This is a genomic window from Yoonia rosea (genome assembly GCF_900156505.1).
GTDB classification, from domain to species: domain Bacteria; phylum Pseudomonadota; class Alphaproteobacteria; order Rhodobacterales; family Rhodobacteraceae; genus Yoonia; species Yoonia rosea.
The window spans coordinates 1,093,768-1,109,475 of the sequence record NZ_FTPR01000001.1; the positions used below are offsets into that span (position 1 = coordinate 1,093,768).

17 protein-coding genes are annotated in these 15,708 nt (G+C 58.3%); 2 read left to right on the plus strand and 15 right to left on the minus strand.

Annotated elements, in window-relative coordinates:
• Positions 1–78: 78 nt before the first annotated feature.
• From B0B09_RS05350 to B0B09_RS05400, 11 genes are all read right to left on the minus strand, one after another.
• On the minus strand, positions 79–1,158 hold the full coding sequence (locus B0B09_RS05350) for a hypothetical protein (protein ID WP_076658656.1): 1,080 nt from the start codon (positions 1,156–1,158) through the stop codon (positions 79–81).
• A gap of 7 nt (positions 1,159–1,165) precedes the next feature.
• A complete protein-coding gene (locus tag B0B09_RS05355) occupies positions 1,166–1,702 on the minus strand; it encodes a DsbE family thiol:disulfide interchange protein (protein ID WP_076658657.1) in 537 nt (178 codons plus the stop codon).
• Positions 1,695–1,838: a heme exporter protein CcmD gene (ccmD, locus tag B0B09_RS05360; protein ID WP_076658658.1), complete on the minus strand. Its 144-nt coding sequence runs from the start codon at positions 1,836–1,838 to the stop codon at positions 1,695–1,697. Before ccmD ends, B0B09_RS05355 begins: the two co-directional genes overlap by 8 nt.
• Positions 1,831–2,559, minus strand: coding sequence for a heme ABC transporter permease (locus B0B09_RS05365; RefSeq protein WP_076658659.1), 729 nt, complete (start codon positions 2,557–2,559; stop codon positions 1,831–1,833). Before B0B09_RS05365 ends, ccmD begins: the two co-directional genes overlap by 8 nt.
• Positions 2,560–2,601: 42 nt before the next feature.
• The gene (gene ccmB, locus B0B09_RS05370) at positions 2,602–3,258 is read right to left on the minus strand and encodes a heme exporter protein CcmB (RefSeq protein ID WP_076658660.1); all 657 of its coding nucleotides are present in this window, start codon (positions 3,256–3,258) and stop codon (positions 2,602–2,604) included.
• Positions 3,255–3,869, minus strand: coding sequence for a heme ABC exporter ATP-binding protein CcmA (gene ccmA / locus B0B09_RS05375; RefSeq protein ID WP_076658661.1), 615 nt, complete (start codon positions 3,867–3,869; stop codon positions 3,255–3,257). Before ccmA ends, ccmB begins: the two co-directional genes overlap by 4 nt.
• A complete protein-coding gene (locus B0B09_RS05380) occupies positions 3,870–4,223 on the minus strand; it encodes an Mth938-like domain-containing protein (protein WP_076658662.1) in 354 nt (117 codons plus the stop codon).
• Between the two features lie 13 nt (positions 4,224–4,236).
• Positions 4,237–5,205, minus strand: coding sequence for a protein translocase subunit SecF (secF, locus tag B0B09_RS05385; protein ID WP_076658663.1), 969 nt, complete (start codon positions 5,203–5,205; stop codon positions 4,237–4,239).
• A 1-nt stretch (position 5,206) separates the two neighbouring features.
• Entirely contained in the window at positions 5,207–6,868 is a 1,662-nt protein-coding gene (secD, locus tag B0B09_RS05390) for a protein translocase subunit SecD (protein ID WP_055293081.1), read from the minus strand.
• 24 nt (positions 6,869–6,892) lie between these two features.
• Entirely contained in the window at positions 6,893–7,177 is a 285-nt protein-coding gene (gene yajC / locus B0B09_RS05395; protein WP_055293082.1) for a preprotein translocase subunit YajC, read from the minus strand.
• A 257-nt stretch (positions 7,178–7,434) separates the two neighbouring features.
• Positions 7,435–8,403, minus strand: coding sequence for a hypothetical protein (locus B0B09_RS05400; RefSeq protein WP_076658664.1), 969 nt, complete (start codon positions 8,401–8,403; stop codon positions 7,435–7,437).
• A gap of 279 nt (positions 8,404–8,682) precedes the next feature.
• Here B0B09_RS05400 and serS point away from each other — a divergent pair, with 279 nt between their 5' ends.
• The gene (serS, locus tag B0B09_RS05405; RefSeq protein WP_076658665.1) at positions 8,683–9,975 is read left to right on the plus strand and encodes a serine--tRNA ligase; all 1,293 of its coding nucleotides are present in this window, start codon (positions 8,683–8,685) and stop codon (positions 9,973–9,975) included.
• Here serS and B0B09_RS05410 read toward each other — a convergent pair.
• The gene (locus tag B0B09_RS05410; protein WP_076658666.1) at positions 9,972–11,168 is read right to left on the minus strand and encodes a T6SS phospholipase effector Tle1-like catalytic domain-containing protein; all 1,197 of its coding nucleotides are present in this window, start codon (positions 11,166–11,168) and stop codon (positions 9,972–9,974) included. The two genes, serS and B0B09_RS05410, sit on opposite strands and share 4 nt — an antisense overlap.
• A 116-nt stretch (positions 11,169–11,284) precedes the next feature.
• Between B0B09_RS05410 and B0B09_RS05415 the strand changes: the two genes are divergently transcribed.
• Positions 11,285–11,998: a TspO-related membrane protein gene (locus tag B0B09_RS05415; protein WP_076658667.1), complete on the plus strand. Its 714-nt coding sequence runs from the start codon at positions 11,285–11,287 to the stop codon at positions 11,996–11,998.
• Here the strand turns inward: B0B09_RS05415 and der are convergent.
• Genes der through B0B09_RS05430 form a run of 3 tightly spaced genes read right to left on the minus strand, consistent with a single transcriptional unit; the run spans position 11,979 to position 15,456 of the window.
• Positions 11,979–13,430, minus strand: a complete 1,452-nt coding sequence (der, locus tag B0B09_RS05420; protein ID WP_076658668.1) for a ribosome biogenesis GTPase Der — start codon at positions 13,428–13,430, stop codon at positions 11,979–11,981. The two genes, B0B09_RS05415 and der, sit on opposite strands and share 20 nt — an antisense overlap.
• A 49-nt stretch (positions 13,431–13,479) precedes the next feature.
• Positions 13,480–14,778 carry a PQQ-like beta-propeller repeat protein gene (locus B0B09_RS05425; protein ID WP_076658669.1) on the minus strand — a complete coding sequence of 433 codons (1,299 nt, stop codon included), beginning with the start codon at positions 14,776–14,778 and terminating at the stop codon, positions 13,480–13,482.
• A gap of 21 nt (positions 14,779–14,799) precedes the next feature.
• Positions 14,800–15,456, minus strand: a complete 657-nt coding sequence (locus B0B09_RS05430) for a tetratricopeptide repeat protein (RefSeq protein ID WP_055293440.1) — start codon at positions 15,454–15,456, stop codon at positions 14,800–14,802.
• Positions 15,457–15,708: the final 252 nt, after the last annotated feature.

A 15,708-nucleotide genomic window follows, 5' to 3' on the forward strand; every position in this document is an offset into this window, starting at 1 on the left:
GGAAAAGCCCGGTCAATGCGACCGGGCTTTTCGTTTATGCCAACCCGTTCGTGCAGGCGAACCAGAGATGGGTCCCCGCTACCATTTCGCAGCCCAACGCCGCAGCGGCGTCGGTAAGGCCTCTCTGAGACGTACTCGTCTCCACAACCGCGCCTTGCGGGCGGGATCGACGAGGCAGACATCTTCGACCCGTGCAGGCAGGATGTGGTCCGGGTCATATGACCCCGGATTGAGCGCGTCATAGTCGATGCCGGGAAAAGTGATGCAATGTGTATCACGCAGCCAAATCAGATCAGGCGCGCACCAGTTGTTAATGGATTGCGCCACGCCGTCCTGCCATGCAGGATGGGTCGGCGCAACCACACGGTTATCATCCCGACGCACCCGTTCATAGAAAGAAACCACGTCGAAACGCCGGTCCAACCGGCCCGCTTTGATGTCATGTAAAATCGCCATCGCCTCTGCCGACATGGAAGTGTTCAGGTCGCCATCCGGCAACGTAGGCAGATCAGCCTCCGGCAAATAGCGCCCAAAAAAGTCGGCCTTGATATCGCGATTGACCAAAGTCTGCTTGTCAAAGGCATGTATCTGCACCGCGCCGGGGAACGCCCCTGCCCACGCGGTAATGATGGTCTGCAGCGCATCTCGGTCACGACGCTGCACACGATTTAGCGGCGTTTTTACTGACTCTTGCAGATTTGAGAGCATGGCCGAAACAGGGGCACGGACGTAGATAACCACGACGACAGCCTGCGCGAGACTGTGCAAAATCTGGGACGCGCGGGCAAACGTCGCGGCATCAAAGGCCTGAAAGAAATGCTCTGAACTGATCACGATTTGCCGCGCGCGTATGGCTTCAACTTGTGCCTCTAAGTCACGCCACTGTTGTGCTGCCAAATCCAACGCATCTTGATCCGAGATATTCAGCCACCCTTGCCGATTGATCGCGAAAGGTGCCAGCCCAAAAAGGTGGTGCCCCAGCATGATCGCATTGCCAGTAGTCTGCACCGTCTCAGGCTGCGCTATTCCCTGCTGCGCAAGCTGCATCCGTCCCGCGACAAGGGCCGCCTGCAAGGTGGTTGTGCCAGTCTTCTGGTGTCCAATATGCAGGATCAGCCGGTCAGCCTTGTGGCCCGTGCTGGCGGTATCACCCGGCAAAACCGCCCTACTCAACCGCTTTCGCCAGCTCCGGCAAAAACCGTTGCTCGTAATCCGACCCCACCAGCGGCCCCACGAACCGATAAAGCACCGTCCCGTCCCCATCCACGATGAATGTCTCTGGCGGCGCTGTCACACCCCAGTCAATCGCGGAACGCCCCCGCAGATCAAACCCTGTGGCAAAAAACGGGTCGTCGTAATTTGTCAGATACTCCGAGGCCTGCGGCTGTTGATCGCGGAAATTCACGCCGGCGATGCGATAGCCTTCGGCCTCCAGATCAAGCAAATTCGGGTGTTCGGCACGGCACGGCGGGCACCAGCTTGCCCAGAAATTCACAATCGTGATCTCACCCGTGCGCAAATCAGCATCGGTCAGCTGCGTTGTTCCCTGCACCGCCTCAACCGGCATGGGCGGGGCCTGATTGCCCACGAAAGTCGACGGCAGCTCATCAGGGTTGTCCCGCATCATCCCCGCGATAGCCAGCCCGGCAAAGGCTGCGAAAATCACGGGTGGCAGCATGATCAGCGGTTTGATCTTAGCCATTCTTCTCGACCTCCTCCAAGGCCGCGCGCACCTTGGCGTAGCGCCGCCAGCTCAGCCACACGAGGGCCAGCAACAACAGGATGCTCACCCCATAGGCCGACAGTACCTCAATTGCATAGTCTCCAAGATCAGGCACGGCGCGCCCTCGCTTCTAGGGCGCGGATCCGGCGTGCGCGAATTTCGGTGCGGGTGCGCATCAGAACGAGCGCAATGAACAAAAGGACAAATCCCGCGATGCAGACAAGAAGCGGAAACCAGAACACATCGGAGATATTTTCCTCTTTATCCAGCGACAGCGTCGCCCCTTGGTGCAGCCCTTGGTTCCAGAACAGCACCGCATAGCGCGACAGGATCGCAAAGACCGACCCTACCATGCATAGGACCGATGTCAGATCGGCGGCAGTATCAGGGTCTTCGATCGCTTCCCAAAGGGCGATGTAACCCAGATAAAACAGGAACAAGATCAGGAATGACGTCAAACGCGGATCCCATGCCCAGTAGGTCCCCCACATCGGTTGCCCCCAGATGCCACCGGTAAACAGCGCGATCAGCGTGAAAACAACGCCCACAGGGGCCGCAGCACGCGCGGCAAGCGCCGAGACATGGTGGCGGCGGATCACCCAGATCAGCGAGGCCACCAGCATCATGATCCACGCGTTAATCGCCATCAGTGCCGCAGGCACATGCAGGTAGATGATCTTGACGGTCGATCCCTGGCGGAAATCATCGGGGGTAAAGAAGAACCCCCAAATCAAGCCCACCGTCAGGCACAGCCCTGCCAAAGCAAAGCTCCACGGCAGGACCGGACGGGTCCAGCCCATAAAGCGTCTCGGATTTGCATATTCCCACATCGACATGGCGTTTATTTATCCTTCATGGTCCTGCGCAACAATCCCCGATCACCGCAGATTGATGCGTAAGACAGCCGCAGTGGCAAATGGCAAAAGCGCGAAACAGCCCGCCGTGATCCCCGCCATCAGCATCAAGGCCCCCGTCGGATCAAGGCCATCCGCCCCGCGGCGCACCGCCTCGGCCCCGAAAATCAGGGTGGGCACGTAGAGCGGCAGTACAAGAAGCGACAAAAGCAGTCCGCCACGCCGGATGCCCACGGTTAGTGCCGCCCCGAATGTCCCGATCATCGACAACGCGGGCGTACCCAGCAGGAGCGAGATCAGCAGATAGGCGTAGGCCTCGGGCGCAAGGCTGAGCAGGAACCCCAAAGCCGGTGCCGCCAGTGTGAGCGGCAGCCCTGTGGTGATCCAATGTGCCAGCGCCTTCATCATCGCGGCACCCTCCATCGGCAAGGGCGAGGTTGCCAATAAGGCTAACGAGCCATCCTCGTAATCCAGCGCGAAAATACGGTCGAGCGACAAGAGCGCCGCCAAAAGCGAGGCAACCCATAAGATGCCCGGTGCGATACGCGACAAAAGCTCCGTCTCTGGTCCCACACCGAAGGGCACCAAAACCACAACGATCAGGAAAAACGCAAGGCCAAGGCCAAAACCGCCGCCTGCGCGGAACGCCAGCCGCAGATCACGCAACAGCAGCGCAATCACAAGAACGCCTCGTCTGATCCGCCATCTGCGTCCGCTGCGGCTTTGAACGGGGTCAGATCCAGTTCCGGAGCCGCCAGCCCCAGATCAATATGCGTAGCAATCACTGCCACTCCCCCCGCGGCAAGATGCGTGCTTTGCAGCCAATCGGCAAAGAGCTTTACGGAAAACCGGTCAAGTGAGACCGTCGGTTCATCCAGAAAGAGCACTTTCCGGCCGATCACACCCAAACGCGCCAACCCAAGACGGCGCTTTTGCCCCGCAGACAGCGTACCGCCCAAACGGTCACGCAGATCGGCCAGATCAAAGGTCTCCAAAATCGTATCCGGCAGCGCTGCACCATGCACATCCCCCCAGAATTTCAGGTTCTCCGTGACTGTCAGCGCGGTCTTGATGCCGTCCGCGTGACTTGCATAGGCCCCTTCCTCTTCAGGGAAATCCACTTCACCAGCGATGGGCGGCTGCAACCCTGCCAACGTGCGCAGCAGCGTGGTTTTTCCGACGCCATTGGGACCGCGCAGAATAATCGCTTGTCCCGCTGCCACCTCGAAACTGACGTCCGTCAGGACCGGCACACCACCGCGCGCGCAACTTAGATTGCGAACCCGCAGCATTCAGACAGGCAAGAGGGCCACAGCAACGCGCCGGCCCTCGGACAAAAGGACATTGTAGGTGCGACAGGCGGCGGGCGATGCCATGGTTTCCACGCCGATCCCGGCGTCTTCCAGCACGGTGCGGAAGGCCGCCGGCGGGTGCGCGATCTCGGCGCCGGTCCCAACGAACAGCACGTCGATATCGCCCACGTGATCCAGCACAGCGGCTGTATCTTCAAAGCCGCCCCAGCCACTGACCCCCGTCGGCATGACCAACACAGGCCCGTCATAGCGCTTGCCGCCAATGCGGAAAAAACCCGTGCCATAGCCATCTATCGGCACGGCATCATTATAGCTGATCTCGTTCAGACGCATTTCTCACCTCCGTTCAGGTGTCGATGTGGCCGTATTTCGTGCCCGCGCTTGGGTCTTTCTTCGACCAGTCGCGCTTGACGCCCAGTACCAGCAGGATCGCCGAGGCCACAAAGATCGACGAATATGTCCCGATCAACACGCCCCACATCATTGCAAAGACAAACCCGCGGATCACGTCGCCACCCAGAATAAACAACGCCAAAAGCGCAAGCATGGTGGTCATCGAGGTCATCAATGTCCGGCTGAGGGTTTCGTTGATTGACAGGTTCAGCACCTCTTTGAGGTCCTTTTTCTTATACTTGCGCAGGTTTTCCCGCACGCGGTCGAACACGATCACGGTGTCATTGATCGAATAGCCCACAATCGTCAGCAAAGCCGCGATAATCGCCAGATCGAACTTGATCTGAAGCTCCGAGAATATCCCGATCGTCAGGATCACATCGTGACAAAGCGCAAGCACAGCGCCGACCGCGAACTGCCATTCAAAGCGCAGCCAGATATAGAGAAGGATCGCGATCACCGCCAAACTGACCGCCAGAATTGCGGTCTGGATCAACTCACCCGACACCTTTGGCCCCACGGATTCCACCGACGGGAACGTCATGTTGGGGTCAAGCGTCCGCAACGCAGCCTGCACTTGATCAATGGTTTCTGTTGCGATCCGCTCATCGCCTTCCTGCGCCTGAATACGCACCATTGCGACGTGCTGGTTTTCGCCAAATGACGGATCAAACACCTCGGCAATCGACACGTCGCCCAGGTCCAGCACCTCAAGTGCGGCACGGTACTGGGCCACATCGACGGGCGCTTCGGATTGGGTCCGGATGCTTGTACCACCCTGAAAATCAATGCCGTAGTTCAAGCCCTGGATCAGAAACGACGCAAAGGCGATGACCATGGCGATCATGGAAAAGCCCAGCCAGATGCGGGCGCGGCTGAAGAAATCGATCGTTGTATTTTCGCGAACCAGTCTCAGGCGCATATCAAACCTCGATTGTTTTGGGGCGGGTGCGCGAGAACCAGATCACAATCAGGGATCGGGTCACAAAAATCGCGGTAAAGACGGATGTCATGATCCCGAAGCCCAAAGTCACGGCAAAGCCGCTGACCGGGCCGGAACCCATGGTGAACAGGATCACAGCCGTCATAAAGGTGGTGATATTGGCGTCGATGATCGACGACAGCGCCTTTTCATAGCCCAGCTCGATCGCGCGCGCAGGGCCTTTGGCCGTCTTCAACTCTTCGCGGATACGTTCAAAGATAATCACGTTCGCGTCCACCGCCATGCCGATGGTCAGGACGATACCCGCGATCCCCGGCAAGGTGAGTGTCGCACCAACAATGCTCAGCAAGCCAAAAATCAGACCGACGTTGATGACCAGTGCAATATTGGCAAAGACGCCAAACAAACCGTAGCTGAGCACCATATAAAGCAAAATGCCGATCCCCGCGACGATACAGGCGACCTGCCCCGCTGCAATACTATCGGCACCCAGTTCCGGGCCGATGGTCCGCTCTTCCAGGAACGTCAGTTCCGCTGGCAGCGCACCGGCACGCAGCAAAACAGCCAGATTTGTGGCTTCCTCAATCGTGAAATTACCGGTGATGATGCCTGACCCGCCCGGAATATGGCTTTGGATCGTGGGGGCCGAGATCACCTCGTTGTCGAGGACAATCGCAAAGGGGCTGCCGATGTTTTCCAGGGTGTAATCGCCAAATTCACGCGCCGCGGATGTGTTGAACCGGAATGCCACCGCAGGGCGGCCGTTCTGATCAAAATCCAGCTGCGCGTTTTGCAGGTCTTCGCCCGTCACCACAGGGCGACGTTCCAGAATATAGTATAGGCCCGCGGTCTCTTGCGCAGGCACAATCATATTGCCTGTACCCGCCGACGCATCGGGATCACCCGTCGTGCCTTCAACGGGGTTGAATGTCAGCTGAGCGGTGGTGCCCAGCAGTTCGATGATTTCGTTGGCCGAGCCGACACCGGGCACCTGTACCAGAATACGCTCTGCCCCTTGCCGCTGGATCGTTGGCTCACGGGTGCCGACCTCATCAATCCGGCGGCGAATGATCTCAAGCGTTTGCAGGATTGTCCGCTCGTTCATCGCGGACATTTCTGCATCGCTCAGCGTGATGGTCAGCAATGTACCATTCAGACGAACATCAATATTGGTAGCCGCAGCACCGGTAAAGGATGCTACCGGTGTGGCCAAACTCCGCGCAATCTCGAAAGCGCGGGTCGCACCTGCCGCCTCGGAAATACGCACGCGCAATTCGGTGGGCGGGCTATCCTCGCGGGTGACGAACCCGACTGTGTCACGCTCTGCGGCCAAGGCATCGCGCACGGATGGCCAAAACCCTTCCAGAAACGAGGCATGCACGTCCTCGACCTGCACTTCGACCAACAGGTGCGCACCACCGCGCAGATCAAGCCCGAGGTTAACGAGGCCCGAGGGCAGAAAACTGGGCCATTGCGCGGCATCAGCGGCAAGCGCGTCATTGGTGACGCCCGTGTCGATGATCGCCATCGCATCATTATGCGTCTCGACCCGACCATAAAAGCCGTTGGGCAAGGCAAACATCAGACCAACGACAACTGTGATCCAGATCATCAGCTGCTTGGGAAACGAAATATTGATCATAAAAGCGTGCCTCGCCGGCCAATTTTAGGTTTTTGCCGGTTCTGTTTTATTCATGACGGTCGCAATCGTCGATTTGACCACGCGGACGTTCACGCCCTTGGCAATCTCGACTTCGACTTCATTGGTGCCGTCTTCTTTGACTTTCACGATCTTACCGACCAGACCGCCTTGGGTGATGATCTGGTCACCCCGGCGCAGGCCCTCAATCATGGCAGCATGCTCTTTCAGCTTCTTTTGCTGCGGACGGATCAGCAGGAAATACATGATCGCGAAGATCAACAAGAGCATAATCAGGTCGGCAGGTCTCATATATCCATCCCTTTTGGTCGTGCGGCTTTAGCGCCTTGGAAACTCGCGGCACATTATGTCCGCCACCTGTGATTGGCAACCGCGATTGGCCCGATTAGAACCGGCTTGCGTGGCATATGGGTTGGCTGTCTGCGGAAAGCAATCACAATGGTGCGCTTTCCGTGGGAATTGCGTTGCCTGCGCAGTTGCCAGGGCTCTTTTGCAAACAAAAAGGCCCGCAGAAATCTGCGAGCCTTTGTCGTACTTGCCGCAGCAGTTTACAATGGGCCGAAGAAGAAGCTGCTTGTGAGCAAACCAAAACCGAGGCTTGGCTGCGCACCAAAGATGCCTGTTTCCAGATCCGTCTTCGCATCATCCATCATATTACGGTCAAGACGCTTGCTTGCGCCCATTTCGTAGCTCAGACCAATCGCAAATGCATCCGTTTCGCCGCCGAACTCGGCGTCAATGCTGGTGTAACGGGCTGTTGCTGCGATACCCGGAGCGAAGGCATATTCACCGCCAATCGAAAGCGCTGTGTATTCGCTTATAAAGTCGTCGCCGGAAAGGGCTTCGACACCACCGTTGATGCTGATTGCATCATCAAAGCGGTAGGCACCGCGCACACCGTAAACCGCAAAATCCACGTCAGTCAGGCTTGCGTAGTAAGCACGGCCAAAAATCTGACCCGCATCATATTCTGCGGACAGGAAATAAGTGGTTTCGTCGATTTCGGAGAAGCTTTCAAAAATACCGCCGACGGTCACGCCGGGTGCAACTTCACCTTCCGCATAGAGAGTGGTGATATCAAGCTCGTCAAACTCGTCGTCGGGACGGCTGTAGTTGATAGCGACACCAAATGCGCCTGTTTGATACTGACCAAAAAGGTCATATCCGCTGAAATCATCTTCGCCGAAGAAGAAGTCGATATTCGTATTTGCGAAACCGGCACCTACCAGAACTTCGGGTGTAATTTCGTATCCGGCATAAACGTCAAGACTGCGCACGGTGAATTCATCGCCATCGTCATAGTCGACCTTATCGTTAGAAATGCCTGCGCCGAAAACGAACTGGTCAAGAGTGAACTCACCCTCACCTTGCAGGTCAAAACGTGTCACGTCGCCGCCGCCGTCGTCCGAAGAGAATGTTGTATAGTCGAGGTCGAACGAACCATAGGTCAGTTCCTGCGCAAATGCGGGAATGGCCAGCACACTCAGCGCGGCCGCAGTCATGCTTGTCTTAATCATTTGTTTTCCTTGTACCAATCGGAATATTGCGCGCGGACATATGCAAGCGGGAAAAGCAAAGCGCAAGCGAGGAAGCGGTGCTTTTTAGCAACCATTTTAGGGAATTTTTGAGGCAGACCCGACCACCTGTCAGCCTCGATGAATTCTATCATGCGCTTCAGGCCCCGTGGCCAGCCACGGCGCGTCCGAACGGTGCAGATACTCTGCTTTCTATGCTTCACTTGCTTCGTGCAATCAGGCATATGACCGTCACGCAAACACCCGAGAAGGACCGATGCTATGCATGATATCCGCACCATCCGTGACAACCCCGCTGCTTTTGATGCGGCTCTGTCTCGTCGTGGGCTTGCACCTGTATCGTCCCGGATCCTTGCAATGGATGAGGCGCGGCGCGCCAAAATTCTGGCGGCTGAAACCGCCCAGGCCGAGGCCAATAAAGCTGCCAAAGACGTCGGCGCCGCCAAGGCCCGCGGTGACGAGGCCGAATTCGAACGCCTGCGCGCGCTTGTGGGTGAAAAGAAAGCTCAGATCGCCGCGTTGAACGATGAGGCCAAGGCCGAGGATGCTGCCCTCACCGATCTTTTGATGGGCATCCCGAACCTGCCTGACGAAAGCATCCCCGATGGTGCGGACGAAAACGACAACGTCGAAATCCATCGGCACGGCACCCCCCGCGCCCTCGATTTCACGCCGCTTGAACACTTCGACATCCCCGCCATCCGTCCGGGCATGGATTTTGAAACCGCCGCCAAATTGTCAGGTAGCCGTTTTGTCCTGCTGTCGGGTGCTGTGGCACGTCTGCACCGTGCGCTGGCGCAATTCATGCTGGACGTGCATGTGGAAGAACACGGTCTGACCGAAACCATCACCCCTGTGCTGGTGCGCGAGGACATGATGTATGGCACAGGCCAATTGCCGAAATTCGGTGACGACAGCTATCAAACCACCAATGGCTGGTGGTTGATCCCCACCGCTGAAGTGACCCTGACCAACATCGTCAACGGCCTGACAGTCGATGAAAGCTACCTGCCCCGCCGCTATGTGGCGCACACCCAGTGTTTCCGCTCGGAGGCAGGCAGCGCGGGCCGCGACACCTCGGGCATGCTCCGCCAGCACCAGTTCGAAAAGGTCGAGATGGTCAGCGTCACCAAGCCAGAGGACAGCGCCGCCGAGCACGACCGCATGACCAAACAGGCGCAGGCCATTCTTGAAAAGCTGGACCTGCCCTACCGCACCGTAGTGCTATGCACCGGCGATCTGGGTGCAGGCATGCGCAAGACACATGACATCGAGGTCTGGTTGCCCGGTCAAAACACATACCGCGAAATCAGCTCGGTCTCTGTTGCAGGTGATTATCAGGCCCGCCGCATGAACGCGCGGTACAAGCCCGAAGGCGGCGGCAAGCCGCAGTTCGTCCATACGCTGAACGGATCGGGCCTTGCCGTCGGGCGCACGCTGATTGCCGTGGTCGAAAATGGCCAGCAGGCTGATGGATCGGTCGATCTTCCCGCCGTATTGCACCCCTATCTGCGTGGCAAAACGCGGATCAACGCAGACGGCCAGATGGTCTAGCGCGGCGGCAAGAGATCGTCCTTTGTGATGGTCTCTTGCAGTTTTGGCAGAACTTTTGCGAGCGTCTTGGGCTGATAGGCCGGATCACAGGCGATCCGGTCAATTGCCGTCTGGCTGACATCCACCACACGCGTCGGCCCGTCGCGATCAAAAGGGCGCAACCGCATCACGCGGGCCAACACTCCCAAACGGGACTTATTGACCAATGCCTCGCGGATGTTGCGCCCCTCACGGACCTGCGCCAGTTTCGCGCTGTCCATGCACAGTTCCGCCTTTTGTGCCCCTTCTGCGACCCAATCAAACGCGAAGGCCGAAAGCCCCAACCGGTCGCCCCCGCCCCCGACTGATCCATGATCGCCCGGAAACCATTCCTGTCGGTAGGGCCAGTCCGCGCGGGTGGCTGGATCGAGACTTGTCTCCTCATCCAGCCCCAGTGCTGTGCGGTTCATGAGGTCCAGCTTGTCCGACCATAATGCCGGAAGAAAGGTCCTGCGCTGCTCGTCAATCGCGACGGCGTGGCGGGCCGATAGCACCGTGCGCGACAGATCCGCATCGTGGAACTGATGCTTTTTGTTAAACAGCGGTGCCGCCGCCCAATACCCCGGCACCCCCAGCGCGCCGACTGTATCCCAGACGCCAAGATATTTGATCGTCAGGTTCACACAAAGGCCCGGGTTTGTCTTTTGCCGCCAGTTCCATTCCAACTGGCTTGTTGCCGTATAGGGCGCAAAATCGCGGCGCCAGGCAAAGCTTGCCGGATCATCCGGTTTGGTGTCCTTGGAGCGCGACCGATAGCGCCGGATCGCCTCTCCGATACGGCCCACATTTTCGCGCGGCGGGATCCCGCAAGAACGCAACAAACCGGCCAGTGACCGCGCCGTATAGGCCCCGCGCGAAAACCCGAAGATGAAAATCTCGTCCCCCGGCTCATAGCAAAAGACCAAAGCGCGATAGGCATCCTCGATATTCTCGATCAGACCCCAGCCCAATGCGCCACCCGCAAACCTGTCCAATGTCCGCGCGACAGCGTTCGATCCACGTCCGGCCCCGACGCCCAGCACATAAAACACCTGCTGTTTGCGCCCGTCATCCGCCGTATTTTTGACCGCTTGCGCCATGCGCACAACATTCGTCGGGTTCACAGCGTCGTGGCGGTTCCACGTTCCGTCACAAAAAATCGCAATGCGTTTCATGGCAATCTCCTGAATTGAATAAGTGAATGCTGGCGCAAGGAACGGTTGTAGGCAAGTCCGAGATGTAGCCGCTTTTTTTGGTAGCACTCGATAGGCAGACAGAGGATAACAGAGACATGAAAAACATATATGCGATCCTCACCCTACTCTTTACGGTCACTTTCGTGGTGTCCCCTGCGCTGACCAGCCCGTTCAGCGGGTTTCGCGAAGACCAACTGCCCTTTCCGCAGATTGACCCGCCTGTGCAGCCCGAAGGCTATGCCTTTGCGATCTGGGGGCTGATCTATGGCTGGCTCGTGGTGTCAGCCGTCTACGGCATCATCAAACGGGCCGACAGTGCTGAGTGGAATTACGCCCGCCCGCCGCTGATCATCAGCCTGGCCGCTGGCACGCCGTGGCTTGCTGTGGCCAACGTCAGTGCAATCTGGGCGACAGTCCTGATCTACGTCATGGCCGCCGCCGCGATTGCGGCGCTCTTGCGCGCACCGCGCAAGCACCGCTGGTTCTTTCGGATACCAGTTGGGATCTATGCGGGCTGGCTGACAGCGGCGTCTTTCGTGTCACTGGGCAGCACCGCCGCAGGGTATGGCATCGGCCCCACAGCGCAAGGCTGGGCCTATATCGGCATCGTCGGTGCCTTGATCGTTACAGTCGCCGTCCTAACCCGCGTCAAATCACCCGCTTACGCGCTGACCGTGATCTGGGCGTTGGCTGGGATCATAGTGGCCAATGGCGCAGCGAACTGGACCGTATCGGCGCTGGCGGCCATCGGCGTGGTCATCCTGCTGGGGCTGGTCGCCAGAATGCGGGTCAGCTTGGCCCCTTCTTGAGGTGCTTTGACAGGCGCGACGGCTGCGAGGACTTCTTGTCCTTATACGGGTTCTTGTCGCCCTGATCGCGCAAATAGAGGCGGATCGGCGTGCCCGGCATATCAAAGTCAACGCGTAAGCCATTGACAAGATAGCGCTTATAGCTTTCCGGCATCAGATCAGGATGTGATGTCATCACAACAAACGCAGGCGGACGCGTTTTCACTTGGGTCATATAACGCATCTTGATCCGCTTACCGCCGGGTGCGGGTGGCGGGTGCTGTTCCAGCATCCCCGTCAGCCAACGGTTCAGTTGTGCGGTTGAAATGCGCCGGTTCCAGACCTCATGGGCGCGCATGATCGCCTGTTGCAAACGGTCAAGCCCTTTGCCGGTCTTAGCGGAAACCGTGACCAAGGGCGCACCGCGCAATTGCGGCAAAAGACGTTCAAAGCTTTCGCGCAACTCTTTCAGCTTGGTCTGCTTTTCGTCCTCGACGTCCCACTTGTTGATGGCCACAACAACGGCCCGGCCTTCACGTTCGGCCAGATCGGCGATGCGCAAATCCTGCTGCTCGAAGGGGATTTCGACATCCAGCAAAACCACAACGACTTCGGCAAATTTCACCGCGCGCAAACCATCAGAGACCGACAGCTTTTCCAGCTTTTCCTGCACCTTGGCCTTTTTGCGCATCCCTGCGGTGTCAAAGATCCGCATCGGCACCCCGCCCCAGTCCTGCTGGACAGAGATCGCATCGCGCGTGATCCCTGCTTCGGGACCTGTCAAAAGGCGTTCTTCACCGATAATCTTGTTGATCAGCGTGGATTTACCCGCATTCGGGCGGCCCACCACAGCAATCTGCAAAGGCTTGGCGCGGGTCGGAACACGCGGCGCATCTTCATCATCCTCGCCCACATCAACATCGACTTCGGGCGCGTCAGCGGCGGCTTTTTCCTCATGTGCTTCGGCAATCGGGCGCAGAACGTCCATCAATTCACCCATGCCCTCGCCGTGTTCGGCGGACATGCGGATCGGTTCGCCCAGACCCAGCGCATAGGCCTCAAGGATGGTCGCATCGGCGGCTTTGCCTTCGCCTTTGTTGGCGGCGAGAATCACATTGGCGTTTTTCTTGCGCAGGATATCGGCAAAGACCTCATCCGCAGGCAGCACACCAGCGCGGGCGTCGATCATGAAAAGGCAGACATCGGCCATTTCCACGGCACGTTCAGTCAGCCGGCGCATCCGGCCTTGCAGGCTATCGTCTGTCGCCTCTTCCAGACCTGCGCTGTCAATCACGGTAAAACGCAAATCGGCAATCCGCCCCTCGCCTTCACGCAAATCACGCGTGACCCCCGGCTGGTCATCGACCAAGGCCAGTTTCTTGCCCACCAGACGGTTGAACAAGGTGGATTTGCCCACATTCGGACGGCCCACAATTGCGAGGGTAAAGGTCATTTTGTCAGCTCCTGACGGTCTACGCTTGCGCGCTTACACCAACGCGCGCCTAACGGAAAGCGTGCAATTGGCCGTCTTTGCTTAGCACATAGAGCGTCTGGCCTGCCACAACAGGCCCAGAGGCCGCACCGCCCGGCAGGGCAAGCTGTCCCAAGGACGCACCAGACGCGGGATCGAACTGCCGGATCTGGCCATCCGAAGACGTAACGATAAGACGCCCGCCTGCAATAACAGGACCATAATGCGTAAAGAAACGTCGTTCGCTGCGTGGGTTGGCACCTTCCTCAAGCACCGGCAGCGCAACCCGCCAGACAGGTGCGCCGGTATTTGCGTCAAGACGCACCAGAGCGTTGTTATCACTGATCAGGAACACCGCGTCACCGACAACCCAAACCGGGCTAAGCGATCCTTCGGTTGCGGTCCACAGGCGCGCGCCACCGCGCAAATCAAATGCGGCGGTCCGGCCACCAAAGTTGCCGATATAGACACGATTGCCCACGATCACCGGATCGCCCGAGATATCATTGATGACGCCCGAGGCGTTGCCCAACCGGTCACCGGTAACCACCGAAGACCAGCGTGTCAGCCCGCCACGGGGATAGGTGGCAAGCACCTCACCCGATGGAAACGGAAATACAACATATTCACCACTCACCGCAGGCGATGCACCGCCCGCAAAATTCGCGGTGGACGGCGCACCCGAGCGCTGCCAGCGGATCCGGCCATTGGTCACATCAAGCGCCCAGGCGGTACTGTCACGGGCGACGACATAAACCAGATCGCCCTGCAATGTCGGTGCGGCATGTGCGGGTGCATCAAGGTCCTGCACCCAGATTTCAGCGCCGGTGGCCGCATCAAGGGCCGTGATTTCACCAAATCCGGTTGTGACAAAAACACGCCCGCCGCCGACAGAAATGCCCCCGCCAGAGGCATCCGTCGCATTATCGCGCGTGGGGGTGAGATCACGGGTCCAGACATTGCGGCCATCAACGTTTGTGGCCGTCACGAGGGCACGTGAATCAATCGTATAGATGATCCCGTTTGCCACGACGGGGTGCGATGTTATCCGCGCACGCCGGCTATCGCCTTCTCCGATATCCACCGAAAACAGCGGGCTGAGGTCCGCGCCGAGTGCCGGATGCGTGATCGTATGGCCGGGGCTACCGTTGCGGTGCGTCCAGTCTGCATTCATCTGTGCTGCCGGCAGTGCCACAGGGCGGCTTTCATTGGCCAGAACGGCCTGCCCCCGAATATCAAAACGGTCGCCGGGCAGGATGACATCATCGTCACCACATGCCGCCAAAAGAACGAGGCTGATCGCTGCAGTGATGGTTACTCTTAAAGTCACGGGTCAGATCCAATCTGCGCTTTACTGGCTCACAGGGTCGGGCATGGGTTCGCCCAGTGCCACCATGAGGCTCTGAACACGCTCGCGCAAGCCACGTGTGACACCGGCGTCTTCTTCAATCTGGCGCAAAAACCCAAGACCTGCGTCAATGTCACCTTCTGTCAGCGACAGATATGCCAGCTGTTCAAGCGCCAACAGGCGGAAGGGCTCACCCGGCTGGGCCAATGCATCAAGTTGGATACGGCGGGTGTTGATGTCATCAACCGGCAGCATTGCCATCTTCAAAGCCGCCAGTTCACGGTACATTTCAGGCACATCGGGATTGACGGCGACACGGTTCAATGTCGCCAATGCGCCCGCATTGTCGCCTGCTTCTTCCTGTGTGGAGGCCTGCAAAAGCAAAGTGACGGCAACGGCCGCACCATCGGCCTCGATCTGAGCCATTGCCGCTGCGCGTGCCGCAGGGTCGGCCTCATCCAGCGCTGCCATGATTGCATCACCGGTCGCCTGTGCGGTCGCACGCTCTTGGGCATTGCGATACTCGTTCCATGCCGCACCACCCACGAGCAACAGCACAGCTGCGACACCGATCCAGCCATAGCGGCGCAAATAGCCAAACAGCTTTTCGCGGCGGACTTCTTCGGTGACTTCATTGATAAAACTGTCAGTGTCGCTCACCCTGGACCCCAATGTTGTATAATTTTGTAACGTCTTTGCGGGTACATATCGTGAAGCCTGCGCGATGAACAAGAGGGCAGCGTGATTTGCGCGAATGAAAGCCGCTATTGGGGCGCAAAACTCTACTTGCCGGAACCGTGTTGGCCGCATAAAAATATAACAAAGAGTTTACATTGTGCAGTGATCCTATGACTGCAACCTGACGTAAACATAACTGATTGATCGTTGCACCGCAGCGCGTATTGATCGCAA